Here is an 18512-nt window from a genome sequence, read left to right on the forward strand (position 1 = left end):
CGGGGAACGCGCGAGGAAGACGACCCCCATGCCGCCCGCGCCGAGCCGGCCCCGTCGTCCGTCCCGCCGGTGCATCCCACCAGCGGCAGCGCCGCGGCCATCACGGCCACGACCGATCTGTGCGCGAACCATGTCCCGCCCCCGCTCCCCAACGGTCGGTCCTGCCGAAGGCAGTGTGGCGCATGGTGGGGTGACGGGTGAGCAACTCAACGGCATACAAAGGGACTTGATGCAGGTCGCCGTTCAGGAGTCATGCCCGCGCACATCCGGGGCATCAGAAGTCCATGGGACGCACCGTGAAGGAGCACCAGCCATGAGCAGCGGCAGCCGCACTCTCACCGCCATGTACGCCGCCGCCGCCCTCTGGCTCTCCTTCTGCACCGTCCGCACCTGGGGCACCGTCCCCCTGTGGACCACCTTCGCGATGGCCCTCGCCTCCCTCGCCCCCGTGATCGGGGTCGTGCGGGAGAGCGTCATCGCCGACGAGCGGCGTGCCGTCGCCGTCCTGCGGGAACGGGAGGGGCGCCGGGCGGCATGGCGCGACGAGGCGGCCGCCGCGCTCGCACAGGCCGAGGTGGAGGCCGCCTGCTGCGAACGCTGGTGGACGTCGTGCGCGACCGAGCACGATCCCGCCTGCGCACACCGGACTTCGCGGGGCACCACGGCCTGACCCGCCGGCCGTCGCATCCTGGTCTGGACCAGACTCTTGACGCCGCCTTACCTCACTCCTTAAATCAAGTGGTTGTACCTCCACCCCCACAACCACGTTCGGCGTACCCGGACTTCCGGGCCGCCGTACGGAAAGGGAGGGCCATGTCCTCTCCGCGCAGACTTCGCAGATGGCTGATCGCCGCGGTGTCCGCCGCGCTGGTCGCCTCCGGTGCGGCAGGCACCGCGACGGCGGAACCGGCCGGTCCCGCCGCGGCGGCCGCCGTGACGTTCTCGGACACCTTCGACGGGCCCGCCGGCGCCGCGGTCGACTCCTCGAAGTGGCAGATCGAGACCGGCGACAACGTCAACAACCACGAGCGGCAGTACTACACCTCCGGCAACAGGAACGCCGCCCTGGACGGCCAGGGCCATCTGGTCATCACGGCCCGCAAGGAGAACCCGGCCAACTACCAGTGCTGGTACGGCACCTGCCAGTACACCTCGGCCCGGCTCAACACCTCCGGCAGGTTCACCGCCCAGTACGGGCACGTCGAGGCACGGATGAAGGTGCCGCGCGGACAGGGCATGTGGCCCGCTTTCTGGATGCTGGGCACACCGGTCAACTGGCCGGACTCGGGCGAGATCGACATCATGGAGAACGTCGGCTTCGAACCCTCCACCGTGCACGGCACGATCCACGGTCCGGGCTACTCCGGCTCCGGCGGCATCGGCGCCGGCTACACCCTGCCGGGCGGCCAGGCCTTCGCGGACGCCTTCCACACCTTCGCCGTGGACTGGGCGCCCGACTCGATCACCTGGTCCGTCGACGGCAACGTCTACCAGCGGCGCACCCCCGCCGACCTCGGCGGGAGGCAGTGGGTGTTCAACAAGCCGTACTTCCTCATCCTCAACCTCGCGGTGGGCGGCTACTGGCCGGGCGACCCGGACGGCGGCACCGTCTTCCCGCAGCAACTCGTCGTGGACCACGTGTCGGTGACGACCGGTGACTCCCCGGCCGGCGGCGCGATCCGCGGCCTGGCCGGCAAGTGCGTGGACGTGGCCGGTGCGGGCACCGCCAACGGTACGGCCGTGCAGCTCTACGACTGCAACGGGACCGCCGCGCAGAACTGGACGGTGGGCTCCGACGGTACGGTCCGCGCGCTCGGCAAGTGCCTGGACGTCGCATCCGGGGGAACGGCCGAAGGTACGCCGGTCCAGCTGTGGGACTGCAACGGCAGCGCCGCCCAGAAATGGGTGGTCACCGGGGCCCGCGACATCGTCAACCCGCAGGCCGACAAGTGCCTGGACGTGACCGGCAACAGCTCCGCCAACGCCACCCGCCTGCAGATCTGGACCTGCACCGGCGCCGCCAACCAGAAGTGGACGGTCGGCTGACCGCTGCCCTCGGTGACCGCACACACGGCGGCCCCGGACCGGACGGTCCGGGGCCGCCGCACGTTCCGGCCGTACACCGTCACGTCCTGGCGCCCGTGGCGAGGCCCCCGGAGGGACTTTGCATTTCTTTTGCCGTCCGGGAACATGCGCGTGACCGCGTCCGTTTGACCGGACGACCGAGACAGCGACAGACGAGGTGGCACCCAGTGGCGATGTTCGACCGGCTCAAGGAACAGGCCAAGGCTCTCCAGCAGTCCCAGGGCGGACGGACGGGGAGCGGCGCACACCAGCAGGGACACGGCTCCTCTTCGCGCGGCGGCTCCAAGGCCCAGCTGATGGGGCTGTTCAAGACCCAGCTCGCGTCGGCCAAGGCGGAACTCAAGAGCGGCGCCTACCGCGACGCCAGCATGGCGATGTGCGCCCTGGTCGCCGCGGCGGACGGGCGTGTCGACCCGTCCGAGCGGCAGCGCGTGGAGGAACTCATCGTCTCCAACGAGGTGCTGCAGAACTTCCCCCCGGACCAGCTCCGCAAGCGGTTCAACGAGCACGTGGACCGGCTCACGGCCAACTTCGAACTCGGCAAGGCCCGGGCGCTGGAGGACATCGCCAAGGCGGCGAAGAAGCCCGTCGAGGCCCGCGCCGTCGTCCAGACCGGCATGGTCGTCGCCGGAGCCGACGGCAGCTTCGAGGCGTCCGAGCAGTACGCCATCCGTGACGCCTGCGCCGCCCTCAACCTCTCCCCGGCGGAGTTCGGCGTCTGACGGCGGCCCGGCAGGACCCGCGCCCGCTCCCGTTGTCAGTGGCGGGGCCTACGGTTCGATCAGTGGAACCGGCGGATCGGCCGTGGGTTCCGTCCGGGGAGGGTTTTGCCATGTCTGCGGGTTCCGCGGTGTCGACGACGTATCTGGAGCTGTCGCAGGAGGACGGCGCCGCGCACAAGTTCTACGAGGTCACGGTCGACGGCACGACCGTGACGGTGCGCTACGGCCGGATCGGCGCCGCGGGTCAGACGCAGATCACGACGTTCCCCACGGAGGCCAAGGCGCAGGCCGCCGCCGCCAAGAAGGTGGGGGAGAAGGTCCGCAAGGGGTACGAGCCGGCGGTGCGGGGGCAGCGGGCCCCGCGCGCGGTGACCCGCCGTCAGGTGACCTCCGCCCCGTCCACCGCGCGTGCCGTCGCCCCCGTGCTGTGGCGGTTCGGCACCGGCTCCTCGGCGTTCGGCATCCACGTCGACGACGAGCACTGCTGGGTCGGCAATCAGTCCGGCGATGTCTTCACCCTGGACCACGAGGGCAACACACTGGCCCGGTTCAGCCTGCCCGACGGGGTGAAGTGCCTGGTCGCCGACGACTTCTGGATCTACGCGGGCTGCGACGACGGCCGGGTCTACGACCTCTCCTCGAAACTGCCGTTCGCCGCCTACGACATCTCCGCGGACGTCGACATCTTCTGGCTGGACATCCACGAGGGCGTGCTGAACGTGTCGGACCGCTCCGGCGGCCTCACCGTCATCGACCACGAGGACGAGCACCAGTGGTCCCGCCGCAGCCAGGGCGCCCACGCCTGGATGGTCCGGGCCGACGACCGGGCCGTCTACCACGGCCACTTCGAGGGCGTCACCGCCTACGCGCCCGACGGCGGCGGCGAACTGTGGCACACCCCCACCCGCGGCGGAGTGCTGTTCGGCTGGCAGGAGGACGACACCGTCTACGCCGGCACGGCCCACCGTGTGGTGCAGCGGCTGTCGAAGGCGACCGGCACCATCGAGGCCACCTACGCCTGCGACAGCGCCGTCTACTCCTGCGCCGCCTCCCCCGGCGGGCGGTACGTGTTCGCCGGGGACTCCTCGTCGTCCGTCTACTGCTTCGACCGGGACGGCACCCGGCTGTGGAAGCTCGGCACGGGAGGCGGCTCGGCCCTGTCCATGCAGTACCGCGACGAGCGGCTGTACCTGGTGACCACCGACGGTTCCCTGGTGTGCGTGGACGCGAGCGAGACCGCCGTCGCCGCGGCACAGCAGGGCACGGTGCCGGTCGCGCGGGACGTCAAGCTCGCCGCGGCCCTGCCGACCTACGCGCCGGCCACGACCGCCACCGCGGTGACGACCGTCGCCCAGGCCCCCTCCGGCTCCGTCGTCGTCGAATGCGTCCAGCAGAACGGGCGGCTGCGCGTCCACGTCCTCTCCGACGGCTACGACGACTCCTGGAACGTGCAGTTCCCGCGCGCGATACGCGTGCCCGGCGCACGCTACGTCGTGGACGCGCTGCACCCGGCGGCGGGCGGCTTCTACCGGGTGCGCGGGGAGATCCGCCGGCTCCAGTGACCGCGGGCGCGCGCACCCGGCGAAACCGTGAGCCCTGGATGCGCCCCCGCGCGGGTAGGGACAATGCAGTGCCCGTGATCATCGGCTGCGTGAAGTGCCGTGCTCCCCGCTCCTGTTCAGGAAAGCAGGTCGTCCGTCGTGCTGCTGCGTCTGCCCACCACACTGTCCGAAGCCCAGCGGTATCTGGCCGACGGAGCGGTGCCCGTCGGCGGAGCCACCCTCGTGTGGGCCCTGTGGCAACGCGACGGCTTTCCCGAGCAGGCCATGTCCCTGCGCAGGCTCCCCGAGGCCAACGTCATAGCACGCGAGGCGCTGGGCGCCGCCGTGCTGCTGCACCAGGTGGACGACCGGGTGCCGGACGTCCTGCGCCGGGCCGCCTCCACCGTGGGCACCGGCGCCGTACGCCGGACGGCGACCGTCGGCGGGAACATCGTGGGCAGCACCCTGCGCTGTCTGCTGCCCGCCGCGCTGGTCCTGGACGCACGGGCGACCGTACTGGACCCGGACGGCGCCTACGAGACCGATCTGCCCGAGGCGGTGGCCAAGCGCCCGCTGCTGCTCGGCATCCGCTGGCGCGACCCCGTGGCCAGCGGCTACTACAAGGCGGCGGGTGAGGTGGGCGGCCCGCCGCCCTTCGTCGTCGCCACCGCCGTACACACCGGCGACGACGGCGGCCACCGCCTCTTCATAGCCGTCCGGGACGGCTACGAGGTGATCAGCGAGACCGCGCCCCGCGGCACCGGAACCGACGAGGTGCTCGCGGCCCTGGAGGGCACGGACCTCGGATCGCTGCCCGCCGAGGCCCGGGAGGAGGTACGTCGCGAGGTGACGGCGATCCTGGACCGCACCGCCGCCCGCTGACACCGGCGCGGACGCCACCGGAGTCCCGGTCCGGGCATCCGCCCGGATCAGTCGACGGGCCAGGTGTGGACCGGGGCGTTGAGGTGCATGTAGTCGATGTACTGCCGTGTCATGAGCCGCAGCGCCTCGTGACGGCCGCAGCGCGCGGACGCCTCGATGTGATGGAACATCTCCTTCTGCCACACCGCCCCGTTGCGGCCGGTGACGCAGCGCTGCTCGATGACACCGAGCAGCGGCTCCCGCCAGGCGTCGTCCATACCGGACCGCTCCAGTCCCCGGTGGGCGAGCGGCAGCAGCCGCCGCAGTACCAGTTCGGACGCCGGCACCTCGCCCATTCCCGGCCAGTACAGCCGAGCGTCGATGCCGTACCGGGCCGCCGTCCGCAGATTGTCCTCGGCGGCCGAGAACGACATCCGCGACCACACCGGACGGTCCTCCTCCACCAGGGCGCGGGTGAGCCCGTAGTAGAAGGCGCCGTTGGCGAGCGTGTCGGCGACGGTCGGCCCGGCGGGCAGCACCCGGTTCTCCACCCGCACATGCGGTCTGTCCTGGGCTACGGCGTAGACCGGGCGGTTCCAGCGGTAGATCGTGCCGTTGTGCAGGGTCAGCTCCCCGAGTTCGGGGATGTCGCCGCGCTCCAGGGTTTCCGCGGGGTCCTGCTCGTCGCACAGGGGGAGCAGGGCCGGGAAGTAGCGCAGGTTCTCCTCGAAGAGGTCGAAGACGCTGGTGATCCAGCGCTCCCCGAACCACACCCGGGGTCGTACGCCCTGCACCTTGATCTCCTCCGGGCGGGTGTCGGTGGCCTGCTCGAACAGCGGGATCCGCGTCTCGTGCCACAGCTCCTTGCCGAACAGGAAGGGGGAGTTGGCGGCGAGCGCGACCTGGACCCCGGCGATCGCCTGCGCCGCGTTCCAGTAGCCGGCGAACTGCTCAGGTGACACCTGGAGGTGGAACTGCGTGCTGGTGCAGGCGGCCTCCGGGGTGATCGAGTCCGCGTAGGTCCGCAGCCGGTCGATGCCGGTGACCTCGATGCGCAGATCCTCCCCGCGGGCGGCGAAGATCTGGTCGTTGAGCAGCCGGTAGCGCGGGTTCTCCGACAGCGCCCCCGAGCCCACGTCCTCCTGCCGCAGGGTGGGCAGGATGCCCGTCATGATCAGCCGGGCGCCGATCGACCGGGCGCGTTCCTCCGCGTGGTTCAGCGCCGCGCGGATCTCGGACTCCCAGGAGTCGGGACCGCCCGCGGTGAGCCGGCGCGCCGGGATGTTGATCTCGAGGTTGAACCGGCCCAGCTCGGTGTCCCAGGCCGGGTCCGCGATCGCCTCCAGCACATCGGTGTTGCGCATCGCGGGCTCGGCCCGGTCGTCCACCAGGTTCAGTTCGATCTCCAGCCCCACCTGGGGCCGCTCGGCCTCGAACCGTGACTCGCGCAGCATCTGCGCGAACGTGTCGAGGCATTCCTGCATCTTGATCCGGTAGCGGCGGCGGTCCTCGCGGGTGAAGGTGAGCGCCGGGACGTCACGTCCCATCGGTCTCCCTCCAGGGCTCTGATCCTTGGAACCTCTCCGTCCCAGCGTCGCACCGGCGGCCGACTCCGACCACGCGAGCCCGGTCAGGCGCCGGCGCCCTCGGCGAGGAAGGCGGTCAGGCTGTCGAGGAGCATGGTGCTGCCCTGCTCGGCCATGTCCCGCTCCTCCACCGTGTCGCATGTCTGGTGGAGCGCGATGCGCGTCCGCGGGCCGTCCTCGTCGAGTTCCACGGTCATCGCCGTCTGCGCGTCCTTGCCGGGCACGTCCATGCCCACCACCAGCCGGCGGTTCTCCTCGACCTCGAGGTAGGACCCGGTCAGCGGGAACCGCCCGCCGTCCGGCGTGACCATGGTGGCCTTCCAGGCGCCGCCCGGCCGTACGTCCAGCTCGACGGAGCCGGGGGCGGCGTAGGACCAGCGGGCGTACCGGTCGGGGGTGGTCCACGCCTGCCACACGCTGCTCACGGGGGCGTCCAGCGTGCGGGTCAGGTGGTAGGAGAAGGCGGTCTCGGTGCTCATGGTGTCGTCCCTCTGTCCGGGTGGGTGAGTCCGTCGCACAGGTAGACGTGCCGCCGTGGGCGAAGTCATCGGTCATCCAGAGACAATTTTCCGTTGACAATGAAATGTTCACTCTGGGAACCTCGGTGCATGACTCCGACCACTCCCGCCCAGCCCGACGACCCCTTCACCCCGCCGAGTTCCGACGCGGCGCGCGTGCAGCGGGTGCACACCTCGCTGTTCCGCATCGCCGAGCGGCACGCGGCCACGGACGCACAGCGCCGCCGGCAGATCCACCCCGGCGTGCTCGGCCCGCACGAGGCGGTCCGGCTCGTGGCGTTCCTGCTCAGCGGTGCCGCGCTGTCCGAGGACGGCGAGCCCGAGGTGGACCGCGCGGACATCACCGCCGCGCTGACCCTCGTACCGCGTGCCCGCGCGGAGATGGACGAACTGGAGCTGGGCCTCCTGCAGATGGCGCGCGGACGCGGCATGACCTGGCCGGAGATCGCCTTCGGTCTCGGACTGCGCAGCCCGCAGGCCGCCCGTCAGCGCTACGAACGCCTGGCCGACCGCACCGACGACCAGTAGCGCCCGGTCAGCCGCCCCGGACCGGCTCGCCCGCGGCCCGGGCGGCCCGCCGCCAGGCGGCGTCCACCATGCGGTGCGCCGTCTCCGTGCCGCTCTCCGTACCGGGCGGAAGGCGCACGGGGCTGCCGATGTGCACATGGAGGCGGGGCCGGCGCAGCGGGGCGGTGAGCACACCGGCCACCTGCTTCGCGGCCGTACCGGAGGCCAGCCGCCGCGCCCCGGCCTGCCCCACGGGCACGACGGCCGCGCCGGTGGCCGCCGAGAGCCGGGCCAGCCCGGTGCGGAACGGCAGGGGCGCGGCACACCCCGCGTCCCGGCGCGACGGCAGCCCCCCTTCCGCGTAGATGAGCACATGCCGCCCCGACCGCACCGCCCGCGCCGCCGCCTCCAGCGCGTCCGAGGCACGGGCCGACCCCCGGTGCACCGGCACATGCCCGCCCCGCGCCAGGGCACGCCCCAGCACGGGTACGCGCCACAGCCCCGCCGTCGCCAGCACGGCCGGTGTCACGCCCACCCGGCGCAGTGCGGCCAGCACGAGCGCCGGATCGGCCATCGAGTCATGGTTGGCGACGAAGACACTGCCCGCGGGGAACGGCCCGTCGGTCTCACGGGTCACGGTGAGCCGCCCGAACAGCGGCAGCAGGACGGCGGCGGTACGGCTGAGCAAGGGACGTCCTTCCGGCAGACGGATCTCCTGCCGGTCAGCCTCGTACGCCCCCGCCCGGCCGCGCCTGAGTACGCGTACTCGGTACGGCCGTACCGCCTACTCGATCCGGCCGCATCACCCCGGCCCGCGCCGGGTACCCGTAGCCGCCACACCCCGCCGGCCGTGGCGAGCCCGTCTCGGTGGCGGACAGCGACGGCGCGCACGACACTCGCGTAAGGAAGCCGGCGCACACCCGAACGAGGTGCACCGGGCGGTCCTCGGCAACCCGCCCGTACCGCCGGGCACCCGAACCCACGGACGGTACCGCGATGACCGAGTACGAGCGTTCCCACACGATGCCCGCCGACCCCGAGCACGTCTTCGACCAGGCGGCGAACGTCGACCAGATGGGCGACTGGCTGCCCGAAGCCCTGCATGTGCACGCGGAGAAGCTCCCCGCCGTCACCGTGCACGAGGACCGCTCCGACGAGGACACCTCCGCCCTGCTCCGCGCCCGGCCGGACCAGATGCGGCTCGAATGGGGCACGCGTGAGCAGGGCGGCTACACCGGCTGGCTCCAGGTCGCCGGCATCGACAGCGGGGCCAGCCAGGTCACCGTGCATCTCTCCTTCTTCGACGCCGGCCACGACCCGGGCGAGAAGGCCGTCACCGACGCCCTGGACAGCAGCCTCCGGCGCCTGGAGGAACAGATCCGGCTGCGCGTCGACAACGCCGCCGGCTGACACCCCTTCAGAAAGGTGATCCCCGTGCACCGCTCGGAAACGACCCTCACGGTCAACGGCAAGCCGCACACCCTCCTCCTCGACCACCGGCGGGTCCTGCTGGACCTCCTGCGGGAGGACCTCGGCCTCACCGGCGCCAAGAAGGGCTGCGACCACGGCCAGTGCGGGGCCTGCACCGCCCTCGTCGACGGCCGCCGCGTCAACACCTGTCTGCTCCTCGCCGTCACCCTCGACGGCCGCGAGGTCATCACGGTCGAGGGCCTCACCGACGGCGGCGAGACCCCGCACCCCCTGCAGCGGGCCTTCCTCGACCGGGACGCCTTCCAGTGCGGCTACTGCACACCGGGCCAGATCTGTTCCGCCGTCGGCGTCCTCGCCGAGGCCGCGGCAGGACACCCGTCCCACGTGACCGACCCCGCCGTCCCCTCGGGACGGCCCGTCCCGCTGGACGCCGCCGAGATCCGCGAGCGGCTCAGCGGCAACCTCTGCCGCTGCGGCGCCTACCCGCACATCGTCGAGGCCGTCGAGGACGTGAGCTGAGTGCACCCCTTCGCATACGTGCGGGCCGGCACCGTCGAGGAGGCCACCGGGGCGCTCGCCGCGCATCCGGGCGCCCGCTGCCTCGGCGGCGGCACCAACCTCGTCGACCTGATGAAACTCGGCGTGGAACGCCCCGACGTCCTCGTCGACGTCACCCGGCTGCCCCTGGACACCGTGGAGGAACTGCCCGACGGCTCGCTGCGCGTCGGCGCCACCGTCCGCAACAGCGACCTCGCGGCCCACCCCCTGGTCCGCGACCGCTACCCCGCCCTGTCCCAGGCCCTCCTCGCGGGTGCCTCCGGACAGCTGCGCAACGCCGCCACCACCGGCGGCAACCTGCTCCAGCGCACCCGCTGCCCCTACTTCCAGGACCTGTCCAAACCCTGCAACAAACGGGAGCCCGGCAGCGGCTGCGGCGCCCGCGAGGGCACCCACCGCGACCACGCGGTGCTCGGCCACTCCGCACACTGCGTCGCCACCCACCCCTCGGACATGTCCGTCGCCCTCGCCGCCCTGGACGCCCGCGTGGAACTCCTCGGCGACGACGGCGCCCGGGAGATCCCGGCGGACCGCTTCCACCGGCTCCCCGGCGACCACCCGGAGCGGGACACCGAGATGCGCCCAGGTGAACTGGTCACCGGCGTGCTGCTCCCCGCCGCCACCGCGTCACTGCCCTCCGCCTACCGCAAGGCCCGCGACCGCGCCTCGTACGCGTTCGCCCTGGCCTCGGTCGCCGCGGTCCTCGGCACGGCGGACGACGGCACCGTCACCCACGTCGGCCTCGCCTTCGGCGCGCTCGCCCACAAGCCGTGGCGGGCCGAGCGCGCCGAGGCCGCCCTGCGCGGTGCCCCGGCCACCGCCGACGCCTTCGACCACGCCGTCGGCCTGGAACTCGAGACCGCCCGGCCGCTGCGGGACAACGGCTACAAGGTCCCCCTCGCCCGCAATCTCGCCGTCGACGTCCTGACCCGGCTCGCGCGGACCACCCGTACCCAGGAGGACCGATGACCGGCACCGCACTCGGCGCCGCCGCCGAACGCCGCGAAGGGCACCTGAAGGTCACCGGCCAAGCCCGCTACGCCGCCGAACACCCCCTCCCCGGCCGCGCCCACGCCTGGCCCGTACCGGCCACCGTCGCCCGCGGCCGGGTCACGGCCGTCGACACCACGGCCGCCCTGGACCTGCCCGGCGTCCTCACCGTCCTCACCCACGAGAACGCCCCCCGGCTCACCGAACCCGGCGACCCCACCCTCGCCGTGCTCCAGGACCCGAGGGTGCCGCACCGGGGCTGGTTCGTCGCCCTCGTCGTCGCCCGGACCCCGGAGGAGGCCCGCGCCGCCGCCGGGGCCGTACGGGTCGAGTACGCCGTGGAGGACCACGACGTGACCCTCACCGCCGATCACCCCGAGGCGTACGAACCGGAGACCGCCAACGCCGGTCACCCCGCCCGCCGCGAGTACGGCGACCCCGACGGGGCCATCGACTCCGCTCCCGTCCGCGTCGACGTCTCCTACCGGGTGCCGCCGCTGCACAACCACCCCATGGAGCCCCACACGAGCACGGCGCACTGGGAGGGGGACCGTCTCGTCGTGCACACCTCCAGCCAGGGCGGCAACGCCGTACGCGCCACACTCGCCGCGCTGTTCGAACTGCCCGAGGACCGGATCACCGTCGACACCCGCCATGTGGGCGGCGGCTTCGGCTCCAAGGGCACCCCGCGACCCGACGTCGTCCTCGCCGCCATGGCCGCCCGCGAGACCGGCCGCCCCGTGACCGTGGCCCTGCCCCGCCGGCAGCTGGCCGCCGTCGTCGGCCACCGGGCCCCCACCCTGCACCGGCTCCGCCTCGGCGCCGGCCCCGACGGCCGGCTGACCGCTCTGACCCACGACATCGTCACCCACAGCTCCCGCATCAAGGAGTTCGTGGAACAGGCCGCGGTCCCCGCACGTGTCATGTACGCCACCCCGAGCAGCCGTACGCTCCACCGCGTGGTCCGGCTCGACGTACCGAGCCCCTCCTGGATGCGCGCCCCCGGCGAAAGCCCCGGCATGTACGCCCTGGAGTCCGCGATGGACGAACTCGCCACCGCCCTCGGCATGGACCCCGTAGAACTGCGTCTGCGCAACGAACCCGACCGGGAACCGGACAGCGGGAAACCCTTCAGCAGCAGGCACCTCACCGCATGCCTGCGCGAGGGCGCCCGCCGCTTCGGCTGGGACCGCAGGGACCCCCGGCCCGGTGCGCGGACGGAGGGCCCGCTGCTCGTCGGCACCGGCGTCGCCGCGGCCACCTACCCCGTCCTCGTCCAGCCGTCCACCGCCGAGGCACGCGCACTGCCGGACGGCACCTTCACCGTACGGATCAACGCCACCGACATCGGCACGGGAGCCCGAACCGTCCTCGCCCAGGTGGCGGCCGACACCCTCGGCGTGCCCCTGGAGCGGGTACGGACCGACATCGGGGACAGCGACCTGCCGTCGGCGTCCCTCGCCGGAGGATCCTCCGGCACCGCCTCCTGGGGCTGGGCCGTGCACGACGCCTGCACCAGGCTCGGCGGGCTGCTCGGCGGACTCACCGGCGGGCTGCCCGCCGAAGGCGTCACCGCCCGCGCCGACACCGACGGCCGGGCGAACGCCGAGAGCCCCTACGCCCGGCACGCCTTCGGGGCGCACTTCGCCGAGGTCACCGTCGACACCGTCACCGGCGAGGTACGGGTGCGCCGGATGCTCGGGGTCTTCGCCGCCGGACGCGTCCTCAACGCCCGCACCGCGCGCTCCCAGTTCATCGGCGGCATGGTGATGGGGCTGGGCATGGCGCTGACCGAGGGCAGCACCATGGACGCCGCGTTCGGTGACTTCACCGAGTCCGACCTCGCGTCGTACCACGTGCCCGCCCACGCCGACGTACCCGCCGTGGAGGCGCACTGGATCGACGAGGACGACGCCCACCTCAACCCGATGGGCAGCAAGGGGATCGGCGAGATCGGCAACGTGGGCAGCGCGGCCGCCATCGGCAACGCCGTCCACCACGCCACGGGCGTCCGCTACCGCGAACTTCCGCTCACCCCGGACAGGGTGCTCGCCGGACTCACCAGTGCGCGGGGCGGCTGAGCCCGGCGGGCAGCACGGTGGCCGCGTCGCCCCGGGCCGCGTTCAGCTGCGCCTGGGTGAGGAACAGGGCCCCGGTCAGGTCGGCGCCCCGCACGTCCGCGTCGCGCAGGTCGGCGCCGATCAGGTCGGCCTCGCGCAGATCCGCCCCGCCGAGGTCGGCGGCCACGAGCAGGGCGCCGCGCAGGCTCGCGCCCCTGAGATCGGCGCCGGACAGCCTCGCGCCCATCAGATCGGCCCCGCGATGATTCCTGCGGCGGCCCGGGACCCGCGCCCGGGTGAGTTCGCTCGCCCGCAGCAGCAGCGGGTTGACCTCACCGCGCAGCGCGTTCACGTCCAGCCCGGTGACCGACTCGGCGCTGCCCCGGGTCAGACCGTCGATCCGGGTCCGTGCCCGCCGCAGCTCCTTGTGGACGGGCCGGGCCGCCGCGAGACCGAGCGCCTCGGTGACGTAGTACAGCAGCTCGTGCAGCTGCCGCATCACCGGGAAGACCTCGAACATGGCCCGTGCCGAGCCCGGCGCCCGGCGCCAGTCGGTGCCGCCGAAGGTCACCTGCGACACCTTCTGCCCGGCGCCGAAGCAGTCGAAGACGGTACAGCCGGAGTAGCCCTCGTCGCGCAGCCGCTCATGGATGCCGCAGCCGAAGTCCGTCCGGAGGTTGCCGCAGGCCCGCCCGGCGGCCTTGTCGGCGGCGAAGTCCGCGGAGCGGGCGAACGGCAGGGCCACACAGCACAGCCCGAAGCAGTCGGCGCAGTCGGCCCTCAGTTCCTCGCGGGACCCGGCGGGGGCGGGGGTTGCATGCTGTGGCGACACCGTGCGTGCTCCAGTCGTACGACGAGCGATCGGCCCATTCTCGCAGACGCGGCCCCGCGTGCCGCCGGTGTCTCCCGGCCGCCGGCGCGCGATCCTGGGACACCGGTCCTATGATCGACCATGAAGTTGAATTCCGAACTTTGCAGGGTGGCGGAGGGGCAGGTCATGAGCAACACGGAGACGCACCCGGTGGAGAAGGTCTGCGGCGCGGACGTCGACGGGCCGCCCCCGCCGGGCGTCGAGATCCTCACCCCCAGGGACGTACCCCTCGGCGGGCCCCGGGCCATGCGGGTACGGCGGACCCTGCCCCAGCGGGCACGGAGCCTGATCGGCGCCTGGTGCTTCGCCGACCACTACGGCCCCGACGACGTCACCGACTCCGGCGGCATGGTCGTACCACCGCATCCGCACACCGGACTGCAGACGGTGAGCTGGCTGTTCAGCGGCGAGATCGAACACCGTGACAGCCTCGGCAGCCATGCCTTCGTCCGCCCGGGCGAACTCAACCTCATGACGGGCGGACACGGCATCAGCCACTCCGAGGTCTCCACCCGGAACACCACGGTCCTGCACGGCGCGCAGCTGTGGGTGGCACTGCCCGGCGAACACCGCGACGCCCCCAGGGACTTCCAGCACCACGTCCCCGCCCCGGTCCCGCTGGACGGCGGCGAGGCACGCGTCTTCCTGGGCACCCTGGCCGGTGACACCTCACCGGTGCCCACCTTCACCCCGCTGCTCGGCGCCGAGATCACCCTGGACCCGGGCGCCGCCGTGACCCTGGCCGTGGACCCCGCCTTCGAACACGGAGTCCTGGTCGACACCGGCGACATCCTCCTCGCCGGCACACCCCTGCGACCGGCGGAACTCGGCTGCACACCCCCCGGCCGCACCACCCTCACCCTGGCCAACCGTGCGACGGACCCGTCCCGCCTGCTCCTCCTGGGCGGCCCGCCGTTCCCGGAGGAGATCGTCATGTGGTGGAACTTCATCGGCCGCACCCACGACGACATCGTCCAGGCCCGCGAGGACTGGATGAACGGAACCCGCTTCGGTGAGGTCCACGGCTACGACGGTGCCCCGCTGCCCGCGCCCGAGCTGCCGAACGTTCCACTGAAGCCGCGGAGAAGGATGCGCTGACCCGAGGAAACACGCTTCGTGAACGAAGACGCGGGGAGTAGGACCACGAGTCGGGTGCCGCTTTACCTCGCCGCCTCCGAAGGCGGCTATGGGTGATATCTGCCGTAAACTCTCTCTTGGTTCCCCGGTGCTACCCAATGCGCTGAAATGCAACCGCCAGTTGATCTCCCGCGCCATGACGAGGGACACTACCCGGCGGATGCGTGCTAACGCCGACCGGCACTCGCTTCGATATCCTCCTGTGCAGGTCATCGGAGGCCATTTACCCAAGGATTACTGGGCAGTTGACCTCATGGTTTCGTGATAGCGTCCTCGCTCGGAGGGATAGTGCAACCTGAGAGGGAAATCGTGAACAAGGAGAAGATCGCCGCTCGCCGCCTTTCGCTGGAGGAGGTGACGAAGCTCGGCGTGAAAGACAGGATATTCGTTTCCGCCGACACGGCAGAACTCAAGCTTCCCGACTGCTATGTCCCTGCTTTTCTGACCGCGTCCGGCGGGGATTTCGAAGGCGGCTCGATCACGGCGAGGACCGTATTCCAGGAAGAGGTGTCCTGCCTTCCCGACGACGAGAATGATGCAGGAATCTACTTGGCCGACGAGAACGGCTCGGTGACCATCGAGGTTCTCCAGTCCGCCGGTGTCGTGCTGGACCTGGCACTCTTCGTCCCCGGTGGGGACAAGGGGGCCCTCACGGCCCTGTACGCCGCGGCCCGGCAGGCGTTCGGCGCCGACGTCGTGCAGATCTGGCGCCAGGGCCTCAAGGAGGTTCCCGACGTGAAGGTCGACATCTTCGAGGAGCAGATTCCCCGGGGGCGCAAGGGGGGCGACAGCCCCAAGCGTGACCGGCGCGCGATCGACACCTACCCCACCCGTGCGGACTTCATCGAATTCTCCGCGGGGTGGAAGCCGGTCGTCGAGGTTCACAGGCCGGTTGTCGACGACACCCCGACCATCTGAGACGGCGTCACCTCTCGTCTCGGCCCGAGAGAACGCCGGGAATACATGCGCCGGACCCGGCCGACCCCTGAGCGGGTCAAGGAACCGTAGGGCAGTAACTCGCGAACGCCGAAGCGCCGTTCCACTCGATGACCTCCCGAGTCGGCCCGCCCGGCCGAGATGAGATCCTGAGGTTGTTCCGCGCCAGTCCTACGACGGCCGGAGGCGATGTCCTCGCGCCGTTCACGGCCGGCCGCAGGGACTCCGGTGCTGGAAGGGGCCGGGACGCATGCGGCGTCCCGGCCCACTGCCTTCTTCGGTCAGGAGCCGGACAGTTCGCCTCGGACGGCGCGCGCGGCGGCGACCAGCTTCTCCAGGGAGGCTCGGGTCTCCGGCCAGGCGCGGGTCTTCAGACCGCAGTCGGGGTTGACCCAGAGCCGCTCGGCGGGGATCGCCTCGAGGCCGGTCCGCAGGAGGCCCGCGGTCTCGTCGGCGCTGGGGACGCGTGGGGAGTGGATGTCGTACACACCCGGTCCGGCCTCACGCGGGTAGCCGTGGGCGGCGAGTTCGCGGGCGACCTGCATGTGCGAGCGGGCGGCCTCCAGGCTGATGACGTCGGCGTCGAGGTCGTCGATGGCCCGGACGATGTCGCCGAACTCGGCGTAGCACATGTGGGTGTGGATCTGTGTGTCCGGGCGGACGCCGGCGGTGGTGAGCCGGAACGCCTCGGTCGCCCACACCAGGTATCCCGCCCGGTCGGCGGCACGCAGCGGCAGGGCCTCCCGGAGGGCGGGTTCGTCCACCTGGATGACCGAAGTGCCCGCGGCCTCCAGGTCGTGCACCTCGTCACGCAGGGCGAGCGCGACCTGCCGGGCGGTGTCGCCGAGCGGTTGGTCGTCGCGTACGAAGGACCAGGCGAGCATGGTGACCGGCCCGGTGAGCATGCCCTTGACCGGGCGGCCGGTGAGGGACTGCGCGTACGTGGTCCAGCGCACGGTCATCGGCTCGGGGCGGGAGATGTCGCCGGCCAGGATCGGCGGGCGCACGTAGCGGGTGCCGTAGGACTGGACCCAGCCGTGCTGCGTGGCGAGACAACCGGTGAGCTGCTCGGCGAAGTACTGGACCATGTCGTTGCGTTCGGGCTCGCCGTGCACCAGGACGTCGATTCCGGTCTTCTCCTGGAAGGAGATGACCTCCTGGATCTCCGCCCTGATGCGCTCCTCGTAGCCGGCGGTGTCGATACGGCCGGCGCGCAGGTCGGCGCGGGCGGCGCGCAGTTCGCCGGTCTGCGGGAAGGAGCCGATGGTCGTGGTCGGCAGCAGGGGCAGCCGGAGGCGGGCCCGTTGGGCCGCGGAGCGTTCGTCGTACGGCTGGGAGCGGCGAGTGTCCGCGTCCGTCACGGCTTCGGTGCGGGCGCGTACGGCGCGGTCACGCGTGATCGGTGATCCAGCCCTGGACACCAGGTCGGCGCGGTTGGCGGCGAGTTCACCGGAGACACTGTGGGTTCCCCGGGCGAGGCCCTTGGCGAGGGTGACGATCTCGGCGGTCTTCTGCTTCGAGAAGGCCAGCCAGCGCAGGATCTGCGGGTCGATGTCCCGCTCGGCGTTCGTGTCCAGCGGGACGTGCAGGAGAGAGCAGGAGGCGGCCACGTCGACACGGTCGGCGAGCCCGAGGAGGATGCCGAGCGTCGACAGCGACTTCCGCAGGTCGTTGATCCAGATGTTGCGGCCGTTGACGACCCCGGCGACCAGGCGCTTGCCGGGCAGTCCGCCGGCGGCCGCCAGCGCGTCCAGGTTGGCCGCGGCGGTCTCGGTGAAGTCGAGCGCGAGGCCCTCGACCGGGGCCTTGGCCAGCACCGGCAGGGCGTCGCCCAGCCGGTCGAAGTAGGAGGCGATCAGGACCTTCGGCCGGTCGGTGAGGGTGCCGAGGGCACGGTAGGCGCGCTCGGCGGCGTTGAGTTCGGCCGGGGTACGGTCCTGCACCAGCGCGGGCTCGTCGAGCTGGACCCACTCGGCGCCGGCCGCGCGCAGGTCGGCGAGCACCTCGGCGTACACCGGCAGAAGCCGGTCCAGCAGAGTCAGCGGTTCGAAGTCCGCGGCCACGCCCGGGGCGGGCTTGGCGAGCAGGAGGTACGTGACGGGCCCGACCAGTACGGGCCGTGCGGTGAGCCTCTGCGCGAGGGCTTCCTTCAGCTCGGCGACCTGTTTGCCGGAGTCGGCCGTGAAGACGGTGCCGGGACCGAGCTCGGGCACGAGGTAGTGGTAGTTGGTGTCGAACCACTTGGTCATCTCCAGCGGAGCGACCTCCTGGGTACCACGGGCCATGGCGAAGTAGCCGTCGAGAGGGTCGGCGGTGACGGTGGCGCGGTGGCGCTCGGGAATCGCGCCGACCATGACGGTGGTGTCGAGGACATGGTCGTAGTACGAGAAGTCGCCGGTCGGCACCTCGTGGATGCCGGCGTCGCCGAGCTGTCGCCAGTTGCCCCGCCGCAGTTCGGCGGCGGTCGCCCGGAGGGCGTCGGCCGTGACGCGGCCCTTCCAGTAGCCCTCGATCGCCTTCTTCAGTTCCCGGTTCCGACCCTGGCGGGGGTAGCCGTACACGGTGGCCCGTGCTGCCGCGGCTGTGGACTTCGGTGTCACGGAGATCTCCTTCGCGAGATGAATCCCTGAGATCCCGGGATGGGACGAGAACGCGAAGGGCGTGACGAACCAGACGGCCACGGCCCGTGCGGCACAGGCACGGTCGTTC

The 18512-nt window shown here is 72.0% G+C and carries 17 protein-coding genes; 12 read left to right on the forward strand and 5 right to left on the reverse strand.

Annotated features, from left to right (window positions below; translation table 11 throughout):
* Positions 1 to 313: 313 nt before the first annotated feature.
* The 5 genes from ACGFR9_RS08450 (at position 314) to ACGFR9_RS08470 (ending at position 5230) form a co-directional block, all read left to right on the forward strand.
* Entirely contained in the window at positions 314 to 670 is a 357-nt protein-coding gene (locus ACGFR9_RS08450; RefSeq protein ID WP_393204211.1) for a hypothetical protein, read from the forward strand.
* A 143-nt stretch (positions 671 to 813) separates the two neighbouring features.
* The gene (locus ACGFR9_RS08455) at positions 814 to 2046 is read left to right on the forward strand and encodes an RICIN domain-containing protein (protein ID WP_393204213.1); all 1233 of its coding nucleotides are present in this window, start codon (positions 814 to 816) and stop codon (positions 2044 to 2046) included.
* Between the two features lie 206 nt (positions 2047 to 2252).
* On the forward strand, positions 2253 to 2807 hold the full coding sequence (locus ACGFR9_RS08460) for a tellurite resistance TerB family protein (RefSeq protein ID WP_030227312.1): 555 nt from the start codon (positions 2253 to 2255) through the stop codon (positions 2805 to 2807).
* A 110-nt stretch (positions 2808 to 2917) separates the two neighbouring features.
* On the forward strand, positions 2918 to 4369 hold the full coding sequence (locus tag ACGFR9_RS08465; RefSeq protein WP_393204215.1) for a WGR domain-containing protein: 1452 nt from the start codon (positions 2918 to 2920) through the stop codon (positions 4367 to 4369).
* A gap of 138 nt (positions 4370 to 4507) precedes the next feature.
* Positions 4508 to 5230: an FAD binding domain-containing protein gene (locus ACGFR9_RS08470; protein WP_393204217.1), complete on the forward strand. Its 723-nt coding sequence runs from the start codon at positions 4508 to 4510 to the stop codon at positions 5228 to 5230.
* A gap of 47 nt (positions 5231 to 5277) precedes the next feature.
* On the opposite strand, the gene ACGFR9_RS08475 is transcribed toward ACGFR9_RS08470, so the two are convergent.
* Positions 5278 to 6756 (reverse strand): glutamate--cysteine ligase, encoded by a 1479-nt coding sequence (locus ACGFR9_RS08475; protein WP_393204219.1) that lies wholly within the window; start codon positions 6754 to 6756, stop codon positions 5278 to 5280.
* A gap of 83 nt (positions 6757 to 6839) precedes the next feature.
* A complete protein-coding gene (locus tag ACGFR9_RS08480; RefSeq protein ID WP_393204221.1) occupies positions 6840 to 7274 on the reverse strand; it encodes an SRPBCC domain-containing protein in 435 nt (144 codons plus the stop codon).
* A gap of 129 nt (positions 7275 to 7403) precedes the next feature.
* On the opposite strand from ACGFR9_RS08480, the gene ACGFR9_RS08485 reads away from it, so the two are divergent.
* Entirely contained in the window at positions 7404 to 7841 is a 438-nt protein-coding gene (locus ACGFR9_RS08485; protein WP_393204222.1) for a DNA-binding protein, read from the forward strand.
* 7 nt (positions 7842 to 7848) lie between these two features.
* On the opposite strand, the gene ACGFR9_RS08490 is transcribed toward ACGFR9_RS08485, so the two are convergent.
* Positions 7849 to 8508 (reverse strand): lysophospholipid acyltransferase family protein, encoded by a 660-nt coding sequence (locus ACGFR9_RS08490; protein WP_393204224.1) that lies wholly within the window; start codon positions 8506 to 8508, stop codon positions 7849 to 7851.
* Positions 8509 to 8816: 308 nt separating this feature from the next.
* Between ACGFR9_RS08490 and ACGFR9_RS08495 the strand changes: the two genes are divergently transcribed.
* From ACGFR9_RS08495 to ACGFR9_RS08510, 4 genes are read left to right on the forward strand one after another with little or no spacing between them, the layout of a single operon-like run.
* Entirely contained in the window at positions 8817 to 9230 is a 414-nt protein-coding gene (locus ACGFR9_RS08495) for an SRPBCC family protein (protein WP_393204226.1), read from the forward strand.
* Between the two features lie 24 nt (positions 9231 to 9254).
* The gene (locus tag ACGFR9_RS08500; protein WP_393204228.1) at positions 9255 to 9770 is read left to right on the forward strand and encodes a (2Fe-2S)-binding protein; all 516 of its coding nucleotides are present in this window, start codon (positions 9255 to 9257) and stop codon (positions 9768 to 9770) included.
* Positions 9771 to 10778 carry an FAD binding domain-containing protein gene (locus tag ACGFR9_RS08505; RefSeq protein ID WP_393204230.1) on the forward strand — a complete coding sequence of 336 codons (1008 nt, stop codon included), beginning with the start codon at positions 9771 to 9773 and terminating at the stop codon, positions 10776 to 10778.
* Positions 10775 to 12880, forward strand: coding sequence for a xanthine dehydrogenase family protein molybdopterin-binding subunit (locus ACGFR9_RS08510; RefSeq protein ID WP_393204232.1), 2106 nt, complete (start codon positions 10775 to 10777; stop codon positions 12878 to 12880). The genes ACGFR9_RS08505 and ACGFR9_RS08510 overlap by 4 nt, the downstream gene beginning before the upstream one ends.
* Here the strand turns inward: ACGFR9_RS08510 and ACGFR9_RS08515 are convergent.
* On the reverse strand, positions 12858 to 13691 hold the full coding sequence (locus ACGFR9_RS08515; RefSeq protein WP_393204234.1) for a pentapeptide repeat-containing protein: 834 nt from the start codon (positions 13689 to 13691) through the stop codon (positions 12858 to 12860). The two genes, ACGFR9_RS08510 and ACGFR9_RS08515, sit on opposite strands and share 23 nt — an antisense overlap.
* 165 nt (positions 13692 to 13856) lie before the next feature.
* On the opposite strand from ACGFR9_RS08515, the gene ACGFR9_RS08520 reads away from it, so the two are divergent.
* Together ACGFR9_RS08520 and ACGFR9_RS08525 are read left to right on the forward strand one after the other, a co-directional pair.
* Complete coding sequence (locus ACGFR9_RS08520) at positions 13857 to 14828, forward strand: pirin family protein (RefSeq protein ID WP_393204236.1); 972 nt, start codon at positions 13857 to 13859, stop codon at positions 14826 to 14828.
* Between the two features lie 348 nt (positions 14829 to 15176).
* Entirely contained in the window at positions 15177 to 15785 is a 609-nt protein-coding gene (locus ACGFR9_RS08525) for a hypothetical protein (RefSeq protein ID WP_393204238.1), read from the forward strand.
* A gap of 299 nt (positions 15786 to 16084) precedes the next feature.
* Here the strand turns inward: ACGFR9_RS08525 and metE are convergent, their stop codons facing one another.
* On the reverse strand, positions 16085 to 18403 hold the full coding sequence (metE, locus tag ACGFR9_RS08530) for a 5-methyltetrahydropteroyltriglutamate--homocysteine S-methyltransferase (RefSeq protein WP_393204240.1): 2319 nt from the start codon (positions 18401 to 18403) through the stop codon (positions 16085 to 16087).
* Positions 18404 to 18512: the final 109 nt, after the last annotated feature.

The sequence above is a fragment of the Streptomyces sp. NPDC048584 genome, from assembly GCF_043199595.1.
Classification (GTDB): Bacteria; Actinomycetota; Actinomycetes; order Streptomycetales; family Streptomycetaceae; genus Streptomyces; species Streptomyces edwardsiae.